The 17,051-nt window shown below is 40.1% G+C and carries 18 protein-coding genes and 4 pseudogenes; 19 read left to right on the top strand and 3 right to left on the bottom strand.

Going from position 1 to position 17,051, the window contains the following annotated elements:
* Window positions 1-177: 177 nt before the first annotated feature.
* The 14 genes and pseudogenes from B0G52_RS24415 to B0G52_RS24360 form a co-directional block, all read left to right on the top strand.
* Window positions 178-420 (top strand): annotated as a pseudogene (locus tag B0G52_RS24415) (ArsI/CadI family heavy metal resistance metalloenzyme); the annotation flags it as partial.
* A gap of 76 nt (window positions 421-496) precedes the next feature.
* Window positions 497-859 carry a protein-tyrosine phosphatase family protein gene (locus B0G52_RS35675; protein WP_483296163.1) on the top strand — a complete coding sequence of 121 codons (363 nt, stop codon included), beginning with the start codon at window positions 497-499 and terminating at the stop codon, window positions 857-859.
* Window positions 753-1,332 (top strand): annotated as a pseudogene (locus B0G52_RS24410) (NAD(P)-binding domain-containing protein); the annotation flags it as partial. The gene B0G52_RS35675 and the pseudogene B0G52_RS24410, both read left to right, overlap by 107 nt.
* Window positions 1,333-1,799: 467 nt before the next feature.
* Complete coding sequence (locus B0G52_RS36690) at window positions 1,800-1,958, top strand: hypothetical protein (RefSeq protein ID WP_143762649.1); 159 nt, start codon at window positions 1,800-1,802, stop codon at window positions 1,956-1,958.
* A 448-nt stretch (window positions 1,959-2,406) separates the two neighbouring features.
* The gene (locus B0G52_RS35350) at window positions 2,407-2,889 is read left to right on the top strand and encodes a hypothetical protein (protein ID WP_143762627.1); all 483 of its coding nucleotides are present in this window, start codon (window positions 2,407-2,409) and stop codon (window positions 2,887-2,889) included.
* Window positions 2,890-2,903: 14 nt separating this feature from the next.
* Entirely contained in the window at window positions 2,904-3,368 is a 465-nt protein-coding gene (gene lspA, locus B0G52_RS24400; protein WP_369827121.1) for a signal peptidase II, read from the top strand.
* The gene (locus B0G52_RS24395) at window positions 3,361-3,891 is read left to right on the top strand and encodes a redoxin domain-containing protein (protein ID WP_094048116.1); all 531 of its coding nucleotides are present in this window, start codon (window positions 3,361-3,363) and stop codon (window positions 3,889-3,891) included. Before lspA ends, B0G52_RS24395 begins: the two co-directional genes overlap by 8 nt.
* Before the next feature lie 26 nt (window positions 3,892-3,917).
* Window positions 3,918-4,622: a DsbA family protein gene (locus B0G52_RS24390; RefSeq protein WP_094048114.1), complete on the top strand. Its 705-nt coding sequence runs from the start codon at window positions 3,918-3,920 to the stop codon at window positions 4,620-4,622.
* A gap of 2 nt (window positions 4,623-4,624) precedes the next feature.
* A complete protein-coding gene (locus tag B0G52_RS24385) occupies window positions 4,625-5,056 on the top strand; it encodes a disulfide oxidoreductase (RefSeq protein WP_094048112.1) in 432 nt (143 codons plus the stop codon).
* Between the two features lie 731 nt (window positions 5,057-5,787).
* Window positions 5,788-6,213: a BlaI/MecI/CopY family transcriptional regulator gene (locus tag B0G52_RS24380; protein ID WP_094048110.1), complete on the top strand. Its 426-nt coding sequence runs from the start codon at window positions 5,788-5,790 to the stop codon at window positions 6,211-6,213.
* 17 nt (window positions 6,214-6,230) lie between these two features.
* Window positions 6,231-7,082, top strand: a complete 852-nt coding sequence (locus B0G52_RS24375; RefSeq protein ID WP_158223848.1) for a M56 family metallopeptidase — start codon at window positions 6,231-6,233, stop codon at window positions 7,080-7,082.
* Window positions 7,083-7,174: 92 nt separating this feature from the next.
* Window positions 7,175-7,657 (top strand): hypothetical protein, encoded by a 483-nt coding sequence (locus tag B0G52_RS24370; RefSeq protein WP_143762626.1) that lies wholly within the window; start codon window positions 7,175-7,177, stop codon window positions 7,655-7,657.
* 150 nt (window positions 7,658-7,807) lie between these two features.
* Window positions 7,808-8,278 (top strand): C40 family peptidase, encoded by a 471-nt coding sequence (locus B0G52_RS24365; RefSeq protein WP_094048104.1) that lies wholly within the window; start codon window positions 7,808-7,810, stop codon window positions 8,276-8,278.
* Between the two features lie 116 nt (window positions 8,279-8,394).
* The gene (locus tag B0G52_RS24360; protein ID WP_158223847.1) at window positions 8,395-9,801 is read left to right on the top strand and encodes a M23 family metallopeptidase; all 1,407 of its coding nucleotides are present in this window, start codon (window positions 8,395-8,397) and stop codon (window positions 9,799-9,801) included.
* A 230-nt stretch (window positions 9,802-10,031) separates the two neighbouring features.
* On the opposite strand, the gene B0G52_RS24355 is transcribed toward B0G52_RS24360, so the two are convergent.
* Window positions 10,032-11,291 (bottom strand): Nramp family divalent metal transporter, encoded by a 1,260-nt coding sequence (locus tag B0G52_RS24355; protein WP_143762625.1) that lies wholly within the window; start codon window positions 11,289-11,291, stop codon window positions 10,032-10,034.
* A gap of 276 nt (window positions 11,292-11,567) precedes the next feature.
* Between B0G52_RS24355 and B0G52_RS24350 the strand changes: the two genes are divergently transcribed.
* From B0G52_RS24350 to qoxD, 5 genes are all read left to right on the top strand, one after another.
* Window positions 11,568-12,296: a response regulator transcription factor gene (locus B0G52_RS24350; protein ID WP_094048098.1), complete on the top strand. Its 729-nt coding sequence runs from the start codon at window positions 11,568-11,570 to the stop codon at window positions 12,294-12,296.
* A 120-nt stretch (window positions 12,297-12,416) separates the two neighbouring features.
* Window positions 12,417-13,376 carry a cytochrome aa3 quinol oxidase subunit II gene (gene qoxA, locus B0G52_RS24345; protein ID WP_094048096.1) on the top strand — a complete coding sequence of 320 codons (960 nt, stop codon included), beginning with the start codon at window positions 12,417-12,419 and terminating at the stop codon, window positions 13,374-13,376.
* 17 nt (window positions 13,377-13,393) lie between these two features.
* Window positions 13,394-15,355 carry a cytochrome aa3 quinol oxidase subunit I gene (gene qoxB, locus B0G52_RS24340; protein ID WP_094048094.1) on the top strand — a complete coding sequence of 654 codons (1,962 nt, stop codon included), beginning with the start codon at window positions 13,394-13,396 and terminating at the stop codon, window positions 15,353-15,355.
* A 4-nt stretch (window positions 15,356-15,359) separates the two neighbouring features.
* Entirely contained in the window at window positions 15,360-15,974 is a 615-nt protein-coding gene (gene qoxC / locus B0G52_RS24335; protein WP_094048092.1) for a cytochrome aa3 quinol oxidase subunit III, read from the top strand.
* The gene (gene qoxD, locus B0G52_RS24330) at window positions 15,971-16,270 is read left to right on the top strand and encodes a cytochrome aa3 quinol oxidase subunit IV (RefSeq protein WP_369827120.1); all 300 of its coding nucleotides are present in this window, start codon (window positions 15,971-15,973) and stop codon (window positions 16,268-16,270) included. Before qoxC ends, qoxD begins: the two co-directional genes overlap by 4 nt.
* A gap of 43 nt (window positions 16,271-16,313) precedes the next feature.
* On the opposite strand, the pseudogene B0G52_RS36840 reads toward qoxD, so the two are convergent.
* Window positions 16,314-16,420: pseudogene (locus tag B0G52_RS36840) on the bottom strand (transposase); the annotation flags it as partial.
* A gap of 415 nt (window positions 16,421-16,835) precedes the next feature.
* Window positions 16,836-17,051, bottom strand: a pseudogene (locus B0G52_RS35670) (IS110 family RNA-guided transposase); the annotation flags it as partial.

The raw sequence follows: 17,051 nt of genomic DNA, 5'->3' as shown, positions 1-17,051 counted from the left end.
TGTGCATAGATGAATTGTTCTACTGATTGAACTTGTTACTCAATAAAAAATCGAGGAATCGCTTCAAACTGGCGCAGTATGAAGGCAGTCAATCAAATCAGTAGCTCCTTCACCGGAAGCTGCTTTTTTCTTTTCAACGTTAATATTGCGATTCATTTGACATGTAAGATCAAACCCATGGGGGAGAGGCTTCGTCAAAGCGGACTGCTGCTGATCGATGAGATGAATACCACATGCTGCTATGCGGTACAGGATAAAGTTTGGGTGTACGATCCGAACGGCAACGCTTGGGAGATTTTCTACACCAAAGAAGATTCCGAATTCGAATCGGCCGGAGAAGCCAGAGATCTGTCCATGTGCTGCGCACCGCCAGCAGCCCCGGTTCCGATTGAGTTTGTATCGTTTAAAAAAGGAGTATAGTCCATGTCGTCTGAAAAAACCTACCTTGCTTTGATTCCGCATAAGATTTTCATGGGCGCGGCCATTGACGTAGTCAATGGTGAAGAATGAAGGTATCGAAGTGATCGTGGATCTGCGCGGCGAAGCGGCCGAATGCGCCTATCCAGCGGCGAATGCGAAATGGATTCAAATTCCGTTAGCGGATAATGCCGCCATGCCGCAAGAAAAAGCCTTTGAGCAAGCGATTCAGGCCGTCACACAAGCTTATCACCAAAACAAGATAGTGGCTTTTCATTATGGCGGAGGAAAAGGATGGACCGGTACGGTAGCCGCTGGCACCTTGCTTGTCTTAATTGCCGGTCCGAACCAATCAACGCGTAGCATCGATCGAAAGGGATGGAAAAGGGTTTACGTTTCGTACGATGGTAGGGGATACGTTTCGGGCTCGCACTATAATTAATGCGACCGGCTCATTTCGCAATCCCTATACGCCAGTTTTGCCGGGGCAGGAGGCGTTTCAAGGCCGCACACTTCATTCCTCCGAATACCGGAATCCAGAGCCATTTCACAATCAACGAGTAGTGGTGGTCGGACGCGGAAATTCTGCCGTACAGATCGGTGTTGAGCTGGCCGAGGTGAGCAAACGTCTTTAGCGGTACTCCGGCCGTACGGGACAAAAGAGCCGGTGGATACGGTGATCTTTGCGACAGGATACCGGCCGTATCTTCCTTACCTTCAAGCGATTGGCGCGCTGGATGCGGAAGGAAGGCCCTTATATCAAGCAGGCATAAGCGACGTTCCGGGGCTTTATTTTGTGGGGCTGGAAGGGCAGCGTTCCTTTGCTTCTGCTACCTTAAGGGGGGGCCGGACGCGCAGTTTGTTGTTAAAAAGCTTTTGCATCATCTTAAACAACTGAATGCTTACATTTTTTGATAAAAGGATGGGAACTTCTGCCGAAATGCTCATGAAACAACGCCAAAGGGAAATCGAACGATCTGCTAGAGAAGCGTGGAAATGATGATCCATTACTTACATAACGGAAAACACCCTGGAAACACTCAATTTAAGAGTGTCTATTTTTTTTCATTACATATGAACAATTGAAGAAATGATTACAGAAAGATTGACCCATTCTGTTTTCTCATATTAAACTATTATTTGTAGTAAATATGTCGGAATGGGAGGGGTTTACTTGTTTGAGTTGATTGTTTTTTTCATTGCGATTGCCATTGTTGGATTAATTTTTGTTATTGTAATTCCGAAAATATCAAACCAATCGACTCATAAAAACGTTGATGAAGAATAACTTTTGGTCTCCACTCATTAAACTATTTCTTACGGTCTTCCTCTTCTTTACCTGGGCTAATTCCGGTTCAGCGCGTATGGATCAGTAACCGTCAATTCGTGGAGGTGCTGCAATCCTGATCGATTCGAAAACAAGCTATAAGAAAAATATAAATAAACGCATATTTCCAGCTAGTATCACTAAAATAGTGACTGGCGTTATAGCCATGGAATCCTCAGCTATTAATGATGTCCTGAAGGTAAGCCCGATATGAAGAGGGAACACGTGTATATTTAGCCGAAGGGGTAGAAGTTTCAATGGAAAAACTCCTCTATGGACTTCATGTCAATTCTCGGCAACGATGCCGCTACGGCTATTCCGGAATATAGTGACGGGTCCAAGGCCCAATTCGCGAATTGAATGAACAATTTCATTAAAGATAAGCTAAGTTTAACGCAAAACTTTACTAACCCTCATGGACTCCCAAATTCGAATCATTATACTACGGCAAGCAAATATAGCTAAAATCGCGAAATATGCGATGGAAAACGAAACGTTCCGAAAGATAGTGTCAACTCAAAAAAACCGTGGGTGGGGGAAGATTGGGAATCGGAGCATAACAAGCTCCTTTGGAGTTACGAAGGCGCAAATGGAATTAAAAATGGATATACGAATGCAGCCGGTTTACGTTGGTTTCCTCCGCACGACGTGGCGACACAGAATTGATCGGCGTAATCTTAAAATCGTCAACCAGTGAAGAATTGTATGAAGATATGACCGCATTATTAAATTACGGATTTGAAGCTGTGGAAACGAAAAAGGTCATGAGTGCTGGAGAAACAAAGTCATTTCCTATTAACGGCGAACAACAGCCTTATTTTTCGGACGAAGAAATCTGGATAACTACAAGCAAAGGTGTAGCGTCCGAACTTAGCATAGATAGTTTTGGCAATTTGTTTGCACTTAATAGTCCATTTTACAAACCGGATCAACCGCTTACCGTATTAAAACCGCTAAACCTTAATAATGCCCCGGCCTGGAACGAACCTGAAGTAAAAGTTCAAACAATACCTACTGTTGATCGCAAGTCTCCTTGGTCGATCGCATTGACCATTTTATGGTTTTTACAAATTGTATTCATGTTTTTTGTGTTGCTTGCAAAGCAAAGGAAAAGAAAACAGCAAGGACTAAAAGGACGTTCCTAATAGGAGGGTATTTATTGCTGTACTTGTATTTGATATCACTTTGCGCGTTAATGATAGATCAGTTCGTAAAATGGTTTGTCGTAAGAGAAATGGTTATTGGTGAATCCTCAGTTCTAATTGATGGCATCCTTTCATTGACTTCACATCGAAATAAAGGCGCTGCGTTTGGGATTTTGCAGAACCAAATATGGTTTTTAATTATTGTCACAGTCATAATCCTTGCCTTCATTGTGTATTTCCTCCATAAAACCTATATGAACAATAAGTTAAAAAGTGTAGCGTTAGCATTTGTGTTAGGTGGTGCATTAGGCAACTTCTCCGATCGAATCTTTAGGGGAGAAGTCGTTGATATGGTTGAAATTACCTTTATCAATTACCCCATATTCAACATTGCTGACTGTTTTATCGTTTGTGGAACTATTCTCCTCTTCATAAGCTCATGGAGCAGGATAAAGAGAGAAGGAGAAGGAAATGAATAATCGAACAGCGAAAAGAAAATGGCAGTATGCGATTTTACTGTGCGTGCTTGTTATTGGCGGAATAACTATCGGAAGATCATTCGAGTCTTCAAGCGTGGTCTTGAAGAAGGGAGATGTGCCGCCTGAATTTTCGCTCATGGGAGTAGACGATAAAGAATATAAATTGTCCGACTATAAAGGGAAAGCAATCGTTATTAATTTTTGGGGTACCTTTTGTCCACCTTGCGTTAAGGAAATGCCGGAATTTCAACGCCAATCAGAAAAATGGAAAGATGAACCTTTTAAAATATTGGCGATTAATCTAAGCGAAGACATGATAGCCGTCAGCAATTTTGTCAGTCGCTACAATTTGGATTTTACGATTCTGCGAGATCAAAATCGTAAAATAGAACGTCTTTATAAGCTTAAATCCTATCCAACGACTTTTTTCGTAAAACCGGACGGGAAGATCATGGATATATTTGTTGGCGGCATGACCGAAGAGGACATAGATGTACGCATAAGAAAACTATTAGGTAAATAAAAGTCAGATCATAAGGGGATTATGAGATGTCCATGAAGAAAAAGAAAACAGGTACGACGAAGAAAAATCCTGCAAAAACCCTAGTCCTATATACCACTGCGATTATTATTCTATTGCTTGCATTGTTCTTCATTAACCAAGCAACTACGGATAAGGCGCAAGACCTCACTCGAGTCGATGAACAACCTAGCATTGTGAATCAACCCGTGATTGGCAAAGAGGAGGCAAAAGTTACTCTAATTGAGTTCGGAGATTATAAATGTCCTTCTTGCAAAAAATGGAGTCAAGATATTTACCCCCTACTAAAAGCAGAATATATCGATACGGGGAAAATGAAGCTCGTTTTCGTGAATACCCTTTTCCACGGCGATGAATCCAAACTGGGGGCCTTAGCGGGAGAGGCGATTTTTTCACAAAGCAAGGACTCCTTTTGGGAATATAATGAAGCCATGTTCAAAGCTCAGCCAACGGAAAACCATGATGGACTCTGGATCACGGAAAAGAAAATCCTAGATCTCTCGCAAAACATCTCTCCGCAAATCGATGTACAAAAGTTAAAGGAAGATTTGAGTAAAGGAACGACATTACCGCAGGTTGAGGTCGATAATGCTCTTGTTGAAAAGTATGGGATCACTCAAACGCCAACCATTATGATTAATGGGATTAAGATTTCAAATCCTTTTGATATCGAGACGATTAAATCCGTAATCGATAAGGAGTTGGGAGCATAAAGATGGGCCCTAAAAAAACGATCTCCGCTCATTATCTTTTGTATTTCGCATGGATCATTTCGGTTATCGCAACACTAGGAAGTTTGTATTTTAGCGAAATTCGCCACTATATTCCTTGCGAGCTCTGCTGGTTTCAACGAATTTTTATGTATCCTCTTAGCATTTTACTCGGCATAGCTGCTTATCATAGTGATACATCGATGAAAAAATATATTCTGCCGTTATCTATAATCGGCGGATCCATTTCCATCTATCATTACATGCTTCAGAAAGTACCTGGATTTGAAGGGGTTAAGCCCTGTACGAACGGAGTCCCATGCAATGTAGATTATATCAACTGGTTAGGTTTTATTACGATCCCCTTCTTGGCTTTAGTTGCTTTCGTACTCATCACAATAAGCTTGATTCTAGTCAAGCCTTCAGTAAATAATTAATACTTAAAATCGCTACACAGACCATTTTGGAGTAAGTGTAGCGATTTTTTCATTAACCTATAAGAAAGAGGACGAAAAAGGCGCCTATCGCGCTCAATGCGATTGAAATTACGATATTGATGAATAATCCTTTGAAATGAAATACGTAATTTTTATATTCCTTCATACCATCAGTTCCAGGTAGTACAAGGCAATTGGGGGTGAAATAACTAAAGAATCGCCAATCCACGAGGAGGAGAACTACTAAATTTAAATTGTAAAAATGATAAATAAATGAAATGCTGAATCCCAATAATTGAGGTTATCTTGATTTTAAATAAGAAGGTTAAAAATCAATAAGGAAAGAAGCGGAAGATTGAATAGTAAGAAATTCTCTATTTAAGTCTTTTGTGGCACCTGCTATTGAACGGGCACAGGGTATCGCTGTAACAACAAGCACGGGTTAATTATATAAGCTCCTAAAATGATACGTGCGAGGGTAAGAGATATGCCAATGCCTAAAATAACAGCGAAGTAAACGTACATACTTGACTTACTCCTCCTAACTTGATTAAAAGGTGAACGGTAAATGACATTTGAACAATTATACTATAAATAATAGTTTTATGCGTTTATAATTTAGATTAGTCTTTCAGTTCAGGCTGCTTACCCTTGGCACGGTTACTGGTTTTATATTTTCTTAAAGACATTGATGGTAAAATAGATAAACGAGTGTAAAGGGGGTACCACCATTGAAAGTAAAAAAAATTAATCTAAACGAAGAAGGACTTCATCGGTTCTTCGGATCTCTGGAAGTTAAAATTATGGAAGTGCTGTGGGAAAAAAACAAACTGACGATCAAACAGGTGCATGAAATTTTGAATCGTGAGGAACCTATATCCTTGAATGCGGTTATGACGGTCATGATTCGGTTAGCCGACAAGGGTCATTTACTAAAAGAATCTACGGGAAACAGCCGAAATAGAATTACATTCTTTTCTCCCATTCAGAATAAAGAACAATTTATTAGGGAACAGACGAAGGTTGTGACCGATTGTCTTATAGAGGACTTTGGTTCGCTCATGGTAAGTCATCTTATCGATAATCTGGATAAAGCGGATGCCAATCTGATTGAACGATTAGAACAGAAACTGAATGAAATGAAAAACAAACCATGAGAGCAGCAGGGTTAATCATGCCGAGACAACCTATGATGGCATTAATCTGGATTATTCTTATTGGGTTATGGGCAACCGTGCAGATGACCTACATTCTTGTTCATCAGCTCAGTGATATCACGTTGGAACTGAACTTGTTCCTTGTTATTAGATCCATTATTATCGATACGTTTTCAAATCACGTTCTCTGGGAGCTATTGTTAAATCTATCCGTGCTCTTTTCTTGTCTGATTTTCTGCAAGCAGTTGATTCAACAAGCCAAATTATATCGCCAATGGGAAAGATACATTAAGACAAATAAAAACGATGAAATGAGCAAGCAATTAAGAGAGTTACTTAAATGTGAATCTATTCGAATTGAAGTGATCACTGAACAAAAAATGATGGCCATGACCATTGGATTTTTGAGACCTAGGATCGTTCTTTCCAGCCGTATGTTGGAGCGCTTTAGCAAAGATGAGCTCATTTCGATTGTCTATCATGAATTATACCATTATCAATTTCGCCACCCGTTACAACGCTTTGTCTTAACTATTATTGCAGAATGTTTTGCTTTTCTTCCGATCGTTAAAGGTTTGGTTCAATATTATAAAGTTTGGATGGAATTGTTAGCTGATCGATATGCCATTTACCGTGCAGGAAGCGAGTTTCACTTGGCACAAGTCTTACTCAAGATTATAAAGAGTGAACAAAGTCATCCTCATGCTTACGGAGTGCATCTTGCCGATGAATCCGTTAATTATCGACTACAACAATTAATCGATCCCAAATCGGAACTCAACATGCCCATATTCGAATGGAAGGCCTTTTTGCCTTCAACGTTCATTCTGAGTGTCATGACTATCGTTATTTTACTGGGTTGCATTTGAAACAATGAAGATGGACGATTTTAGGTTCATCTTCATTGCAATTCATTTTATACTATTTTAGGTAGTATTAATTAGGCGGGGTGATCATTTTGGTGTGGCGGAAATGGATCGAGGGCAAGAAGCCAATGAAACTCATGATTGCTTCTTTTGTCCTGATCGTTGTGATATTCATCATTTCAGCGATGGTAAGCCGAAATAACAAGACGGTGACCTTTGATACCATCAGTTGGCACAAAATGGGTGAGAAAGCACATATGTCATTCCGAATAAAGGCAGATCCGAAGGATCAGAAATTCCGCTTGGATGTATGGCTACCCACAAATACAGGGAAGCCTGTTCAAGTTTCTGTTCAGTTAAAGGAGCTGAAAGATAATGCTTCTCATATTGAAATACCGATGACATTTCTAAGTGGCGGTGCGGATCCGTATGGGTTTGAAGGCTTTGACAAGTACTCCTTTACAGCGAATGATAACTTAATCAAGGAGTTCGGGGAATGGAGCATCAATATCTCGTTCACGGATGCTGGAGGAATGGTTTATAAATACGAAAAAGCATTCTTAATATCGAAGAAATAAAGTAATGAAAGAATTCTAATCTTCGTATAGCAGGACATAGGAAATGAAAATCGAATTAGACTACAATGAGTAATCTAATATCTTATTTTGCCGATTTGCGTTTAAACTCACAAACTATCTTTGCAGGTCTGAAGGAGCGAAAATAGTAAGATGAAAAAAATTGTTGTTTTAATATCAGGCTTAGTTTTATTATTTTCAGGCGTTGGAAGTGCTTTTGCAAGTAATACAAAATTGAATGTTGCAATTGACGAAGTTATGGGAACCCCGTATAAGTATGGGGGAACAACAACTGAAGGATTCGACTGTTCAGGATTTATCCTGCATATTTTTGATCAATTTAGCACAAAACTTCCACGCACCTCAAAAGATCAATCTGAAACAGGGATTAAAGTAACTAAATCAGAACTTATTCCCGGGGATCTTGTTTTCTTCAATACAAATGGAAAGGGGATTTCGCACGCTGGTATCTACATTGGTGACGGAAAATTTGCGCACTCGGCTAGTAGTAAGGGAGTTAGTATTAGTAAACTATCCGATACTTATTACGAAAAGCGATATGTAACGGCAAGGAGAATTACAACTGTAGAGAATGCCGAAGAAATGATGGAGGAAGCTCATTAAGCTTGGGAATACGCTGAGTACGAATTGAAATTCAACTGATTTTATCAATAGTTGATTGAAAATAAACTACTATTCATAGTTTTAATAACGATTCAATCTTGATGCAGGAGGTTCAGATGCGCAAGACGATACCGATTGGATCCTTTCGATTTATTAATAAAGTTTGGTTAGCTGTGGTGTTCTTTATAATAGTCATAACTATTGGTCTTGGACTGTGGGTAAGCATTCAAACAAAAGAAATCTTTAATATTTCAATAAATGACGAATACCTTGGTTCTACCAGCACGCCTGATATTGTTAAAAATTGGGTCGACGCAGAAAAGCTTGAATTTGAAATGCAATTCCCCGATGTTCAGTACAGTTCAAGTAAGATTGAAATTACCCCACAACGAAAATTTATGGGTAAAATCAATGACGATAAAGTATTAAAAGAAATAGCAGAGCTATTTTCCATAGAGGCCTCAGGATATAAATTACTCGTAGAAGGAAAAGTAGTAGGTACTGTTAAAAACAAGCAAATTGCTCAAAAAGCACTTACAACAATCGAGTCTATGTACGATCCAAAGAATCTAAAACAGGAAGTAATGACATTATCTTATAAAAACAAACAAGAAAGTAAAACAGAACTCAAATCCATAAAAATTGTTGAATCGATTGCCTTCGAAAAAGTTACCGTCGATCCTTCGGAATTGTTAACAGAGAATCAACTCCTACGAGTACTAAGGGGAAGTAACGAAAAAAACATTATATATCAAGTAAAGGCAGGGGACTGTATCTCATGCTTGGCACAGAAATTTAATATATCTCAAAAGGATATTTTGGCCAATAATCCTTGGATTAAAAATGATTTCATTGGTATCGGCGATGAACTCGATTTAACTGTAAATCGTGCGCTGCTATCCGTAAGAACCGAGGAAATTTCAAATGAAACAGTCTCTATTCCAAATGGAGTGCAAGTAACCTACGATGAAAGTATGCGTAGAGGAACAAGTAAAGTGATTAATCCTGGCAAGCCGGGATTAAAAAAAATAACCATAAATACCATAAAAGTAAACGGAGAACTGGTTGATGAAGTATTAGTGGGTGCAGAGGTTATAATTAAACCAATTGAGAAACAAATCGTACAAGGTTCCAAGGTAATTCCAGGCATTGGCACAGGATCGTTTGGGTGGCCAATTGTTAAACCACAGATAACAAGTGAATATGGCAAGAGATGGGGCAGACAGCACGAGGGGATTGACACGGTTTCAACTAATCGAAATATATTTGCGGCTGACAGTGGTAAGGTCATTTATGCTGCTAAGAATTCAGGTTATGGGAATCATATCATCATCGATCATCAGAATGGTTACCAGACTTTGTATGCGCATTTGAGCAAAATCAATGTAAAACGAGGCGACCTAATAGAAAAAGGGGATGTTATCGGTATTATGGGAAACACAGGAAGATCGACAGGCGTTCACTTGCATTTTGAAGTCGAGAAAAACAATAAACAACAAAATCCTATGAAGTTCTTGGATTAATGAGATCTTAAGGAGTTAGGACTAGTATGAGTAATTCGATTCCCCTTCGAGCGAACAACGGTGTTGAAGCCCCAGCTATTTTCTATTTCATAACAGGTATAGCCCTTTTGTTTCTTATCGTACTAATCGGTAAATTTCTCGTCCGTAAAAGAAAGTAATGAAGCTCTCGACAAGTTAGCCCAAAGGAACAAAAACAAGACGCAAAGTTTGAGCGTCTTGTTTTTGTTATTCTATATGTTGCTGAATGTTTGGATCACGAGGATGACATTTAACAAAATGATGATCATTGCGATTGCAATGGCCAGAATGTTTGTGATCCGACGATTAGCAAGATTGCCCATAATCTGTTTATTGCTAGTAAATACTATTAGGGGGATTAGGGCAAAGGGGATGCCGAACGACAGAATGATTTGGCTGATCACCAGAGCAGTAGTCGGATTGACCCCGATTGCAATAATCAAAATTGGCGGCAGCACAGTAATAGCCCGTCTAAGGTAGAGAGAGATTCGACGCCTTATAAACCCTTGCATAATAATATCACCTGACATGGTCCCAACGGCTGAGCTGGCCAGGCCCGACGACAATAGACCAATACCGAACAGTATCGCAGAGAATGTCCCGACAACTTCGCCAAACTGTTGGAATGCAACATCCAAGTCCTGAACATTTAGTCCGTTTTTATGAAAGAGAGCTGCCGCGACGATGAGCATACATGCATTTACAACCCCTGCAATTGACATAGCAATCAAGATATCAATAAACTCGAAACGAAATATCCTTTTTCGTTCCACATCGTTTCTCCCAATAATCCTTTTTTGAGTTAATGCGGAATGAAGATATATGGCATGTGGCATTACGGTTGCCCCTAATATCCCCGCTGCCATCATTACACTATCTACACCTTTGAACTGTGGCGTAAAAAATCCTTGAAGCACCTCGGAATAGTTCGGTTGCGCAAAGATCACCTGAATCACAAACGCGATAACCACAATAAAAACCATTCCGGCAATTACGGCTTCTATAGGGCGAAATCCTCTGCGCTGCAGCTCTAGTATGGCGTAGGAGCCCACTGCAGCAATAAGAGCAGCAGGTAACAAAGGAATGCCAAACAATAAATACAAACCTAAGGCTGCACCGATAAATTCAGCAAGATCAGTGGCCATGACTACAAGCTCCCCTTGAATCCAAAGACCGAACGAAACTGATTTGGGCAAGTTCTCACGAGCTACTTCTGGCAGATTCTTGCCTGTCGCTATTCCAAGCTTTGCCGACAAAATTTGAATAAGTATGGCCATTAAGTTTGACACAAGCACCACCCAAAGAAGCATATAGCCATATTGGGAACCTGAAGCAATGTTAGTGGCAAAATTCCCCGGGTCAATGTAGGCTACGCCTGCAATAAAGGCAGGGCCTAGGAACGGCAATAGACTTCTAATACTCTTAACGCGTCTTGTTGACGATAGCACTTGATTATTAGCTAGATCATTCATCTTGTACATCCCCATTCGCATTTAGCACGATGTTGATCGAATCAAATAAATTTTGCCGAAGGTCAAAATGTTTCCTTGGGTAAAAATATATGCTCAATTCAATGAAATAGCAACAAAAAGTTATTGATTTTTAGTGGAATCCTCGGCAATTCGAAGCGATGTCATGATAACGTCAAATAATACTATGCATTATAGTTTTATATGGGTGTAGTATTGTTTTAAGGCATTGTTTCTAACTAATTTTTATGTCACTCCTAGGGATGGAGAATTTTTATTATGAATGAGCAAACTAAACGAATATTGATCGTTGACGACGATGAACATATCCGTCGGCTTCTGCGACTGTATTTGACAAATGAAGGTTATACAGTAGATGAAGCAGAAGACGGTGAGACAGCACTTCGAAAAACAGCGAACTATCATTTTGATCTGATTACCCTTGACCTGATGTTACCCGGGCAAGGAGGAATTGATGTTTGCTCTCGTCTACGTCGAAAAAAAACGACCCCCATCATAATAGTGACAGGTAATACTGATGAGATGAATCGGATTCATGGATTTGATGTTGGGGCTGACGATTATATTACCAAGCCATTCAGCCCACGTGAAGTAGTGTTCCGCATCAGAGCAATTTTGAGGCGAACTTCTGGGGCGATCTTATTGAGCAATAATGTAAATAATAAAATTATTCTAAATGACTTAGTGATCAATCATAGTAATCGTACTATTACCGTTTGTGGGGTGGGGGTCAGTCTTACGCCAAAAGAGTACGACCTTTTACATTATTTAGCCAGTTCGCCGGATAAAGCATTCTCTAGAGAGACTCTTCTTAAGGATGTTTGGAACTTTGATTACTTCGGTGATTGGCGCACAGTGGATACACATATCAAGCGTTTGCGAAAGAAAATAAAATCCGTAAATGAACGAAGTGCTGATATCATTACAACCGTTCGAGGAATCGGTTATAAACTTGAGGTAACTGGACGGATTGTGATTAACTCGTGAACAGAGATTGAAGATCTGATGACATGTGCTCTTTTATACTACAAATAATAGTTTAAATGTTGTAGCATAGGCTTTGAGCTGCAGATCAGACCGATAGAAGGGAAGGTGAACTGAACGTATATGTTCAAAAATGTTCAGTCATGGGTGATTGGTTTAACAAGTTTATTTTCATTAATTGTACTAACTGCATTAGCCATTCGAAGCGACCTAATTATTTTGGATCCAAAAGGTCCGGTCGGTGCAATCCAAAAAGATCTAATTATTTATTCCATCTACTTCATGCTCGCTATTCTTATCGTTGTTTATGCTCTGTTTACATTCATAGTGACTAAATACCGCGATCGCAAAAACTTTGACAAGAACGAATATAAACCGGATATGCACGGAAGCACAAAGTTGGAAATTATCTGGACGCTGATTCCGATTATTATCGTAACCGCACTATCTATTCCCAATGCTAAAGCGCTCTATGAACTGAAGAAACCGCCAAAATCAACAGCCGATAAAGAGCCGATTGTGATTCATGCCACAGCCGTTGACTGGAAATGGATATTCAGTTATCCGGACAACAACATCGAAACCGTAAACTACGTAAACGTTCCTGAAGATTATCCCATTCTCTTCAAAGTTACTGCTGCTGATTCTATGGCTTCATTCTGGATTCCGCAACTAGGCGGCCAAATTTACGGGATGCCGGGAATGGTAAATGAATTATATCTGCAGGCAGATGATCCAGGGGTATATAAAGGCAGAAATTCTAATTTCACTGGAGTAGGCATGACGAACCAAATATTTAGATTTGTAGCATTAGCAGAAGAGGATTACCAAGATTGGTTGAAAAAAACGAAAAAAAACGCCCCCGAGCTAGATGTAGGAACCTATGAAAAGTTGATGTTACCCGAAACAGTCGGGGAAATGACCTTTTCTTCCACACATTTGGAATTTATAGATCATAGTAAAAACTCCGAATACGCATTGAACATTCGCGAGAAATACGGGGTTGAAGTAAAAGGGATAAGAGTAAAAGCTGATAGCAGTGAAGAAGACGAAAATGAAGCGACGATTTCGTCTCACCATTAAGAAGGGAGGGGCTCAAGATGATTGATTTTATAAAGGAAAATTTAATCTTAAATGATCCATTGATTGTTGGAGCGAATGTTTCCATTCTATTAACATTAATTGCAATCGTGTTTGTGCTTACTTATTTCAAAAAGTGGAAATGGCTTTGGACGGAGTGGGTAACCACTGTAGACCATAAAAAAATTGGAATTATGTATATCATTTCGGCACTATTGATGCTCTTCCGTGGCGGTGTGGATGCGCTATTAATGCGAGCGCAATTAACGGTTCCCAATAACGACTTCTTGTCGCCGCAGCATTACAATGAAATTTTTACGACGCACGGGACAATCATGATTTTATTTATGGCAATGCCGTTTCTACTCGGACTGATGAACTTCGTAGTTCCTCTTCAAATAGGAGCCAGGGATGTAGCGTATCCTTATTTGAATAATCTAAGTTTCTGGTCATTCTTCTTTGGGGCGATTCTTTTTAACGTATCATTCGTATTTGGCGGGTCTCCTGATGCAGGATGGACAAATTATGCTCCGTTGGCCATTGAAGGAAGTCCGGGACCGGGAATAAATTATTATCTGCTAGGATTACAAGTTTCGGGAATCGGGACACTTCTAACAGGGATTAATTTTATTGTAACGATTATTAAAATGCGCGCGCCTGGTATGAAATTATTACGCATGCCAATGTTCTCATGGACTACATTGATCACATCGTTTATTATCGTGTTTGCATTTCCGATATTAACCGTTACTTTGGCATTAATGACATTTGACAGATTATTCGGTACGCATTTCTTTACTTTAACCGATGGCGGAAATCCAATGCTCTGGTCAAACTTGTTCTGGTTGTGGGGACATCCAGAAGTATATATTGTTGTATTGCCCGCGTTCGGTATTTTTTCAGAAGTTATTGCAACGTTTGCTAAAAAAACATTGTTTGGCTATAAATCTATGATTATTTCTCTAGTTGTGATTTCATTCTTAAGTTTTCTTGTTTGGGTACACCATTTCTTCACGATGGGAGGCAGTGCTGCAATAAACAATGTTTTCTCGATAACCACGATGGCCATTGCAATTCCAACCGGCATAAAAATATTTAATTGGCTAGGGACGTTATACAAAAGCCGAATACAATTTACAACAGCAATGTTGTGGGCGCTTGGATTTATTCCGACGTTTGTTATTGGAGGCGTGACCGGTGTTATGCTGGGTATGGCAGCGGCAGATTTTCAATATCATAATAATTACTTCCTTGTTGCTCACTTTCACTATACTTTAATCGCCGGAGTTGTATTTGCTTGTTTTGCAGGATTTGTTTACTGGTATCCAAAAATGTTCGGTCATAAACTGGACGAACGGCTTGGAAAATTGTCGTTCTGGTTCTTTGCTATCGGATTTAATGTTTGTTTCTTGCCGCAGTTTTTATTGGGGTTTGCAGGCATGCCTAGACGTGTCTATACTTACGTCCCGGAAGACGGATGGACCGCTCTTAATGTTGTTTCCACCATCGGAGCCATTGGTATGGGAATTGGTTTTCTGATATTGGTGTACAACATTCATTATAGTATCCGCAATGCCAAAAAAGAAACAACGGGAGATGCATGGAACGGACGCACGTTGGAATGGGCAACTACGACGGCGATACCTCCGCATTATAATTTCGCCGATGTACCGGAAATTAAGGGAATAGATGCATTTTGGCAGATGAAACAGGAGAACGAAGAGAAAAAGAAAAAAACCATCACGTATCGGCCAATTCATATGCCTAATAACGCTTCTACGCCATTTGTTATGTCAGCCCTATTCTTTGTCGCAGGATTCGGACTGGTGTTTGAATTGTGGTGGTTGGCCGTAATTGGCGGGATCGGTATTATTGCTTGTTTGTTAATTCGTTCAATCCGTTCTCACAAAGAAGATGAAGGTTACTATGTCACAGTGGAAGAATTAAAAAAAATGGAACAACCGTTTCATAAGGAGGCGTGAACTCATGGCACAAATAAACACTACCAATAACCCTGACACGCCCTTGGAATATCAATCTGAAACGGGCAGATTGAACATCTTTGGATTTTGGATTTTTCTCGGCGCGGAAGTGGCTTTATTTGCAACTTTATTTGCAGCGTATTTTGCTCTTAAAGACGGCACAGCGGGTGGTCCGTTGCCCATTGACGTTTTTGATTTAAATAACACAATTATAATGACATTAATATTGCTAATCAGCAGTTTTACTTCTGGATTGGCGATTCATGAGATGAGAAGAAACAACGTTAAATCAATGATTGTGTGGCTAGTTATCACATTAATATTTGGTCTTGCCTTTCTTTATATGGAAATTGAAGAGTTTATTCATCTAGTGAACGAAGGTGCTAATCTGGGCACAAACGCTTACTGGTCTTCATTTTATCTCCTGACCGGAACGCATGGACTCCATGTAACGTTTGGAATCTGTTGGATTGTATTGATTATAACTCAAGTTCTTAGAAGAGGTCTAACACCAGAAACGGCTAAAAAGGTTTTTGTTTCAAGTTTATATTGGCACTTTCTAGACTTTGTATGGATCTTTGTCTTTACTGGCGTTTACTTATTAGGGATGGTGGGATGATGGACAGTAGAAAGAGCAATCCATTTCCATGGATGCAGGTCGTCGGCTTCCTCTTGTCAGTTGCTTTAACCTTTATGGCAGTGTGGATTGGCATGCGTGCAGGGCTGCCATATAACACCATTATTATCCTTGTGTTTGTCTTAGCATTTATCCAAGCTGCCATTCAACTTTTTATGTTCATGCACATAACTGAAGGAGCTCACGGGATTTGGCAAATTGGTAAGATGCTTTCCGCTGCTTTTATCGCAATCGTGATCGTTGCAGGAAGCGTATGGGTATTGAACTCCATGCACTAAAATATGATATTCATAACGAATAGAATAAGTTGATGTAAAAATTGATGTTGCTGACGGTGGTCGGAGAGTAGTGGCTACCAAACATGCTTTCGATGAAACGCGCGACGTCACGGGGCCCATGCCACTCTTGTACATTTGGATAACTGCCTCCTAGCCATTCAGCGCATGATGCATTCAAGATTGTCCTGTACGAAACAAGATTTTCAAATAGATGAGTGACTTGCGGCTTAGACAACCTCAAGGATACCCTATTGGTCAGCTAGAATTTCTGGTTGGCCTTTTTTTGTGGCTAGTTTATGATGGCAGTATCGGAGAGAACGATAACCTACTTGGGAACTTACTCTCGGTCTTGTTGCTTACATTGAACGTGAAGGCTATCGTCACTACATCGTGAACCCGTTGCAATCCAAATGTGCAAAAGCACAAAGTTGCGAAAAGTGAAGACGGATATAGTGGATTTCTGGCATCTTGCTGAGATTTTTTATCGCGGGGACGTCAAGCCGCACCGAATGCAGGCCGAGAAGTTGGCCGAGTTGCAGTCAAAACCTGTTTTCCACGCATGAGAGCCGCTAAGGTCGCCAGCTTCACCCAGAATACCGGCGACAGACAGGATACTCAGGCCCTTTATCTCCAGTAACGGCTTAGTAAACGGGATCTTGGCCAATGCAGCAGTCACTTCATTCTCAATTACCTGCAGCTGTTCCATAGCTAGATCATATTCAGCCAACAGTTGTTGAAGATGAAGCTTGTAAGCTTTCTCAGCATGCTTGGCACCAACTGA

This window comes from Cohnella sp. SGD-V74, assembly GCF_003001675.1.
Classification (GTDB): domain Bacteria; phylum Bacillota; class Bacilli; order Paenibacillales; family Paenibacillaceae; genus Cohnella.
The sequence above is the reverse complement of the archived record's forward strand: the minus strand, read 5'-3'. Positions and strand labels throughout refer to the sequence as shown.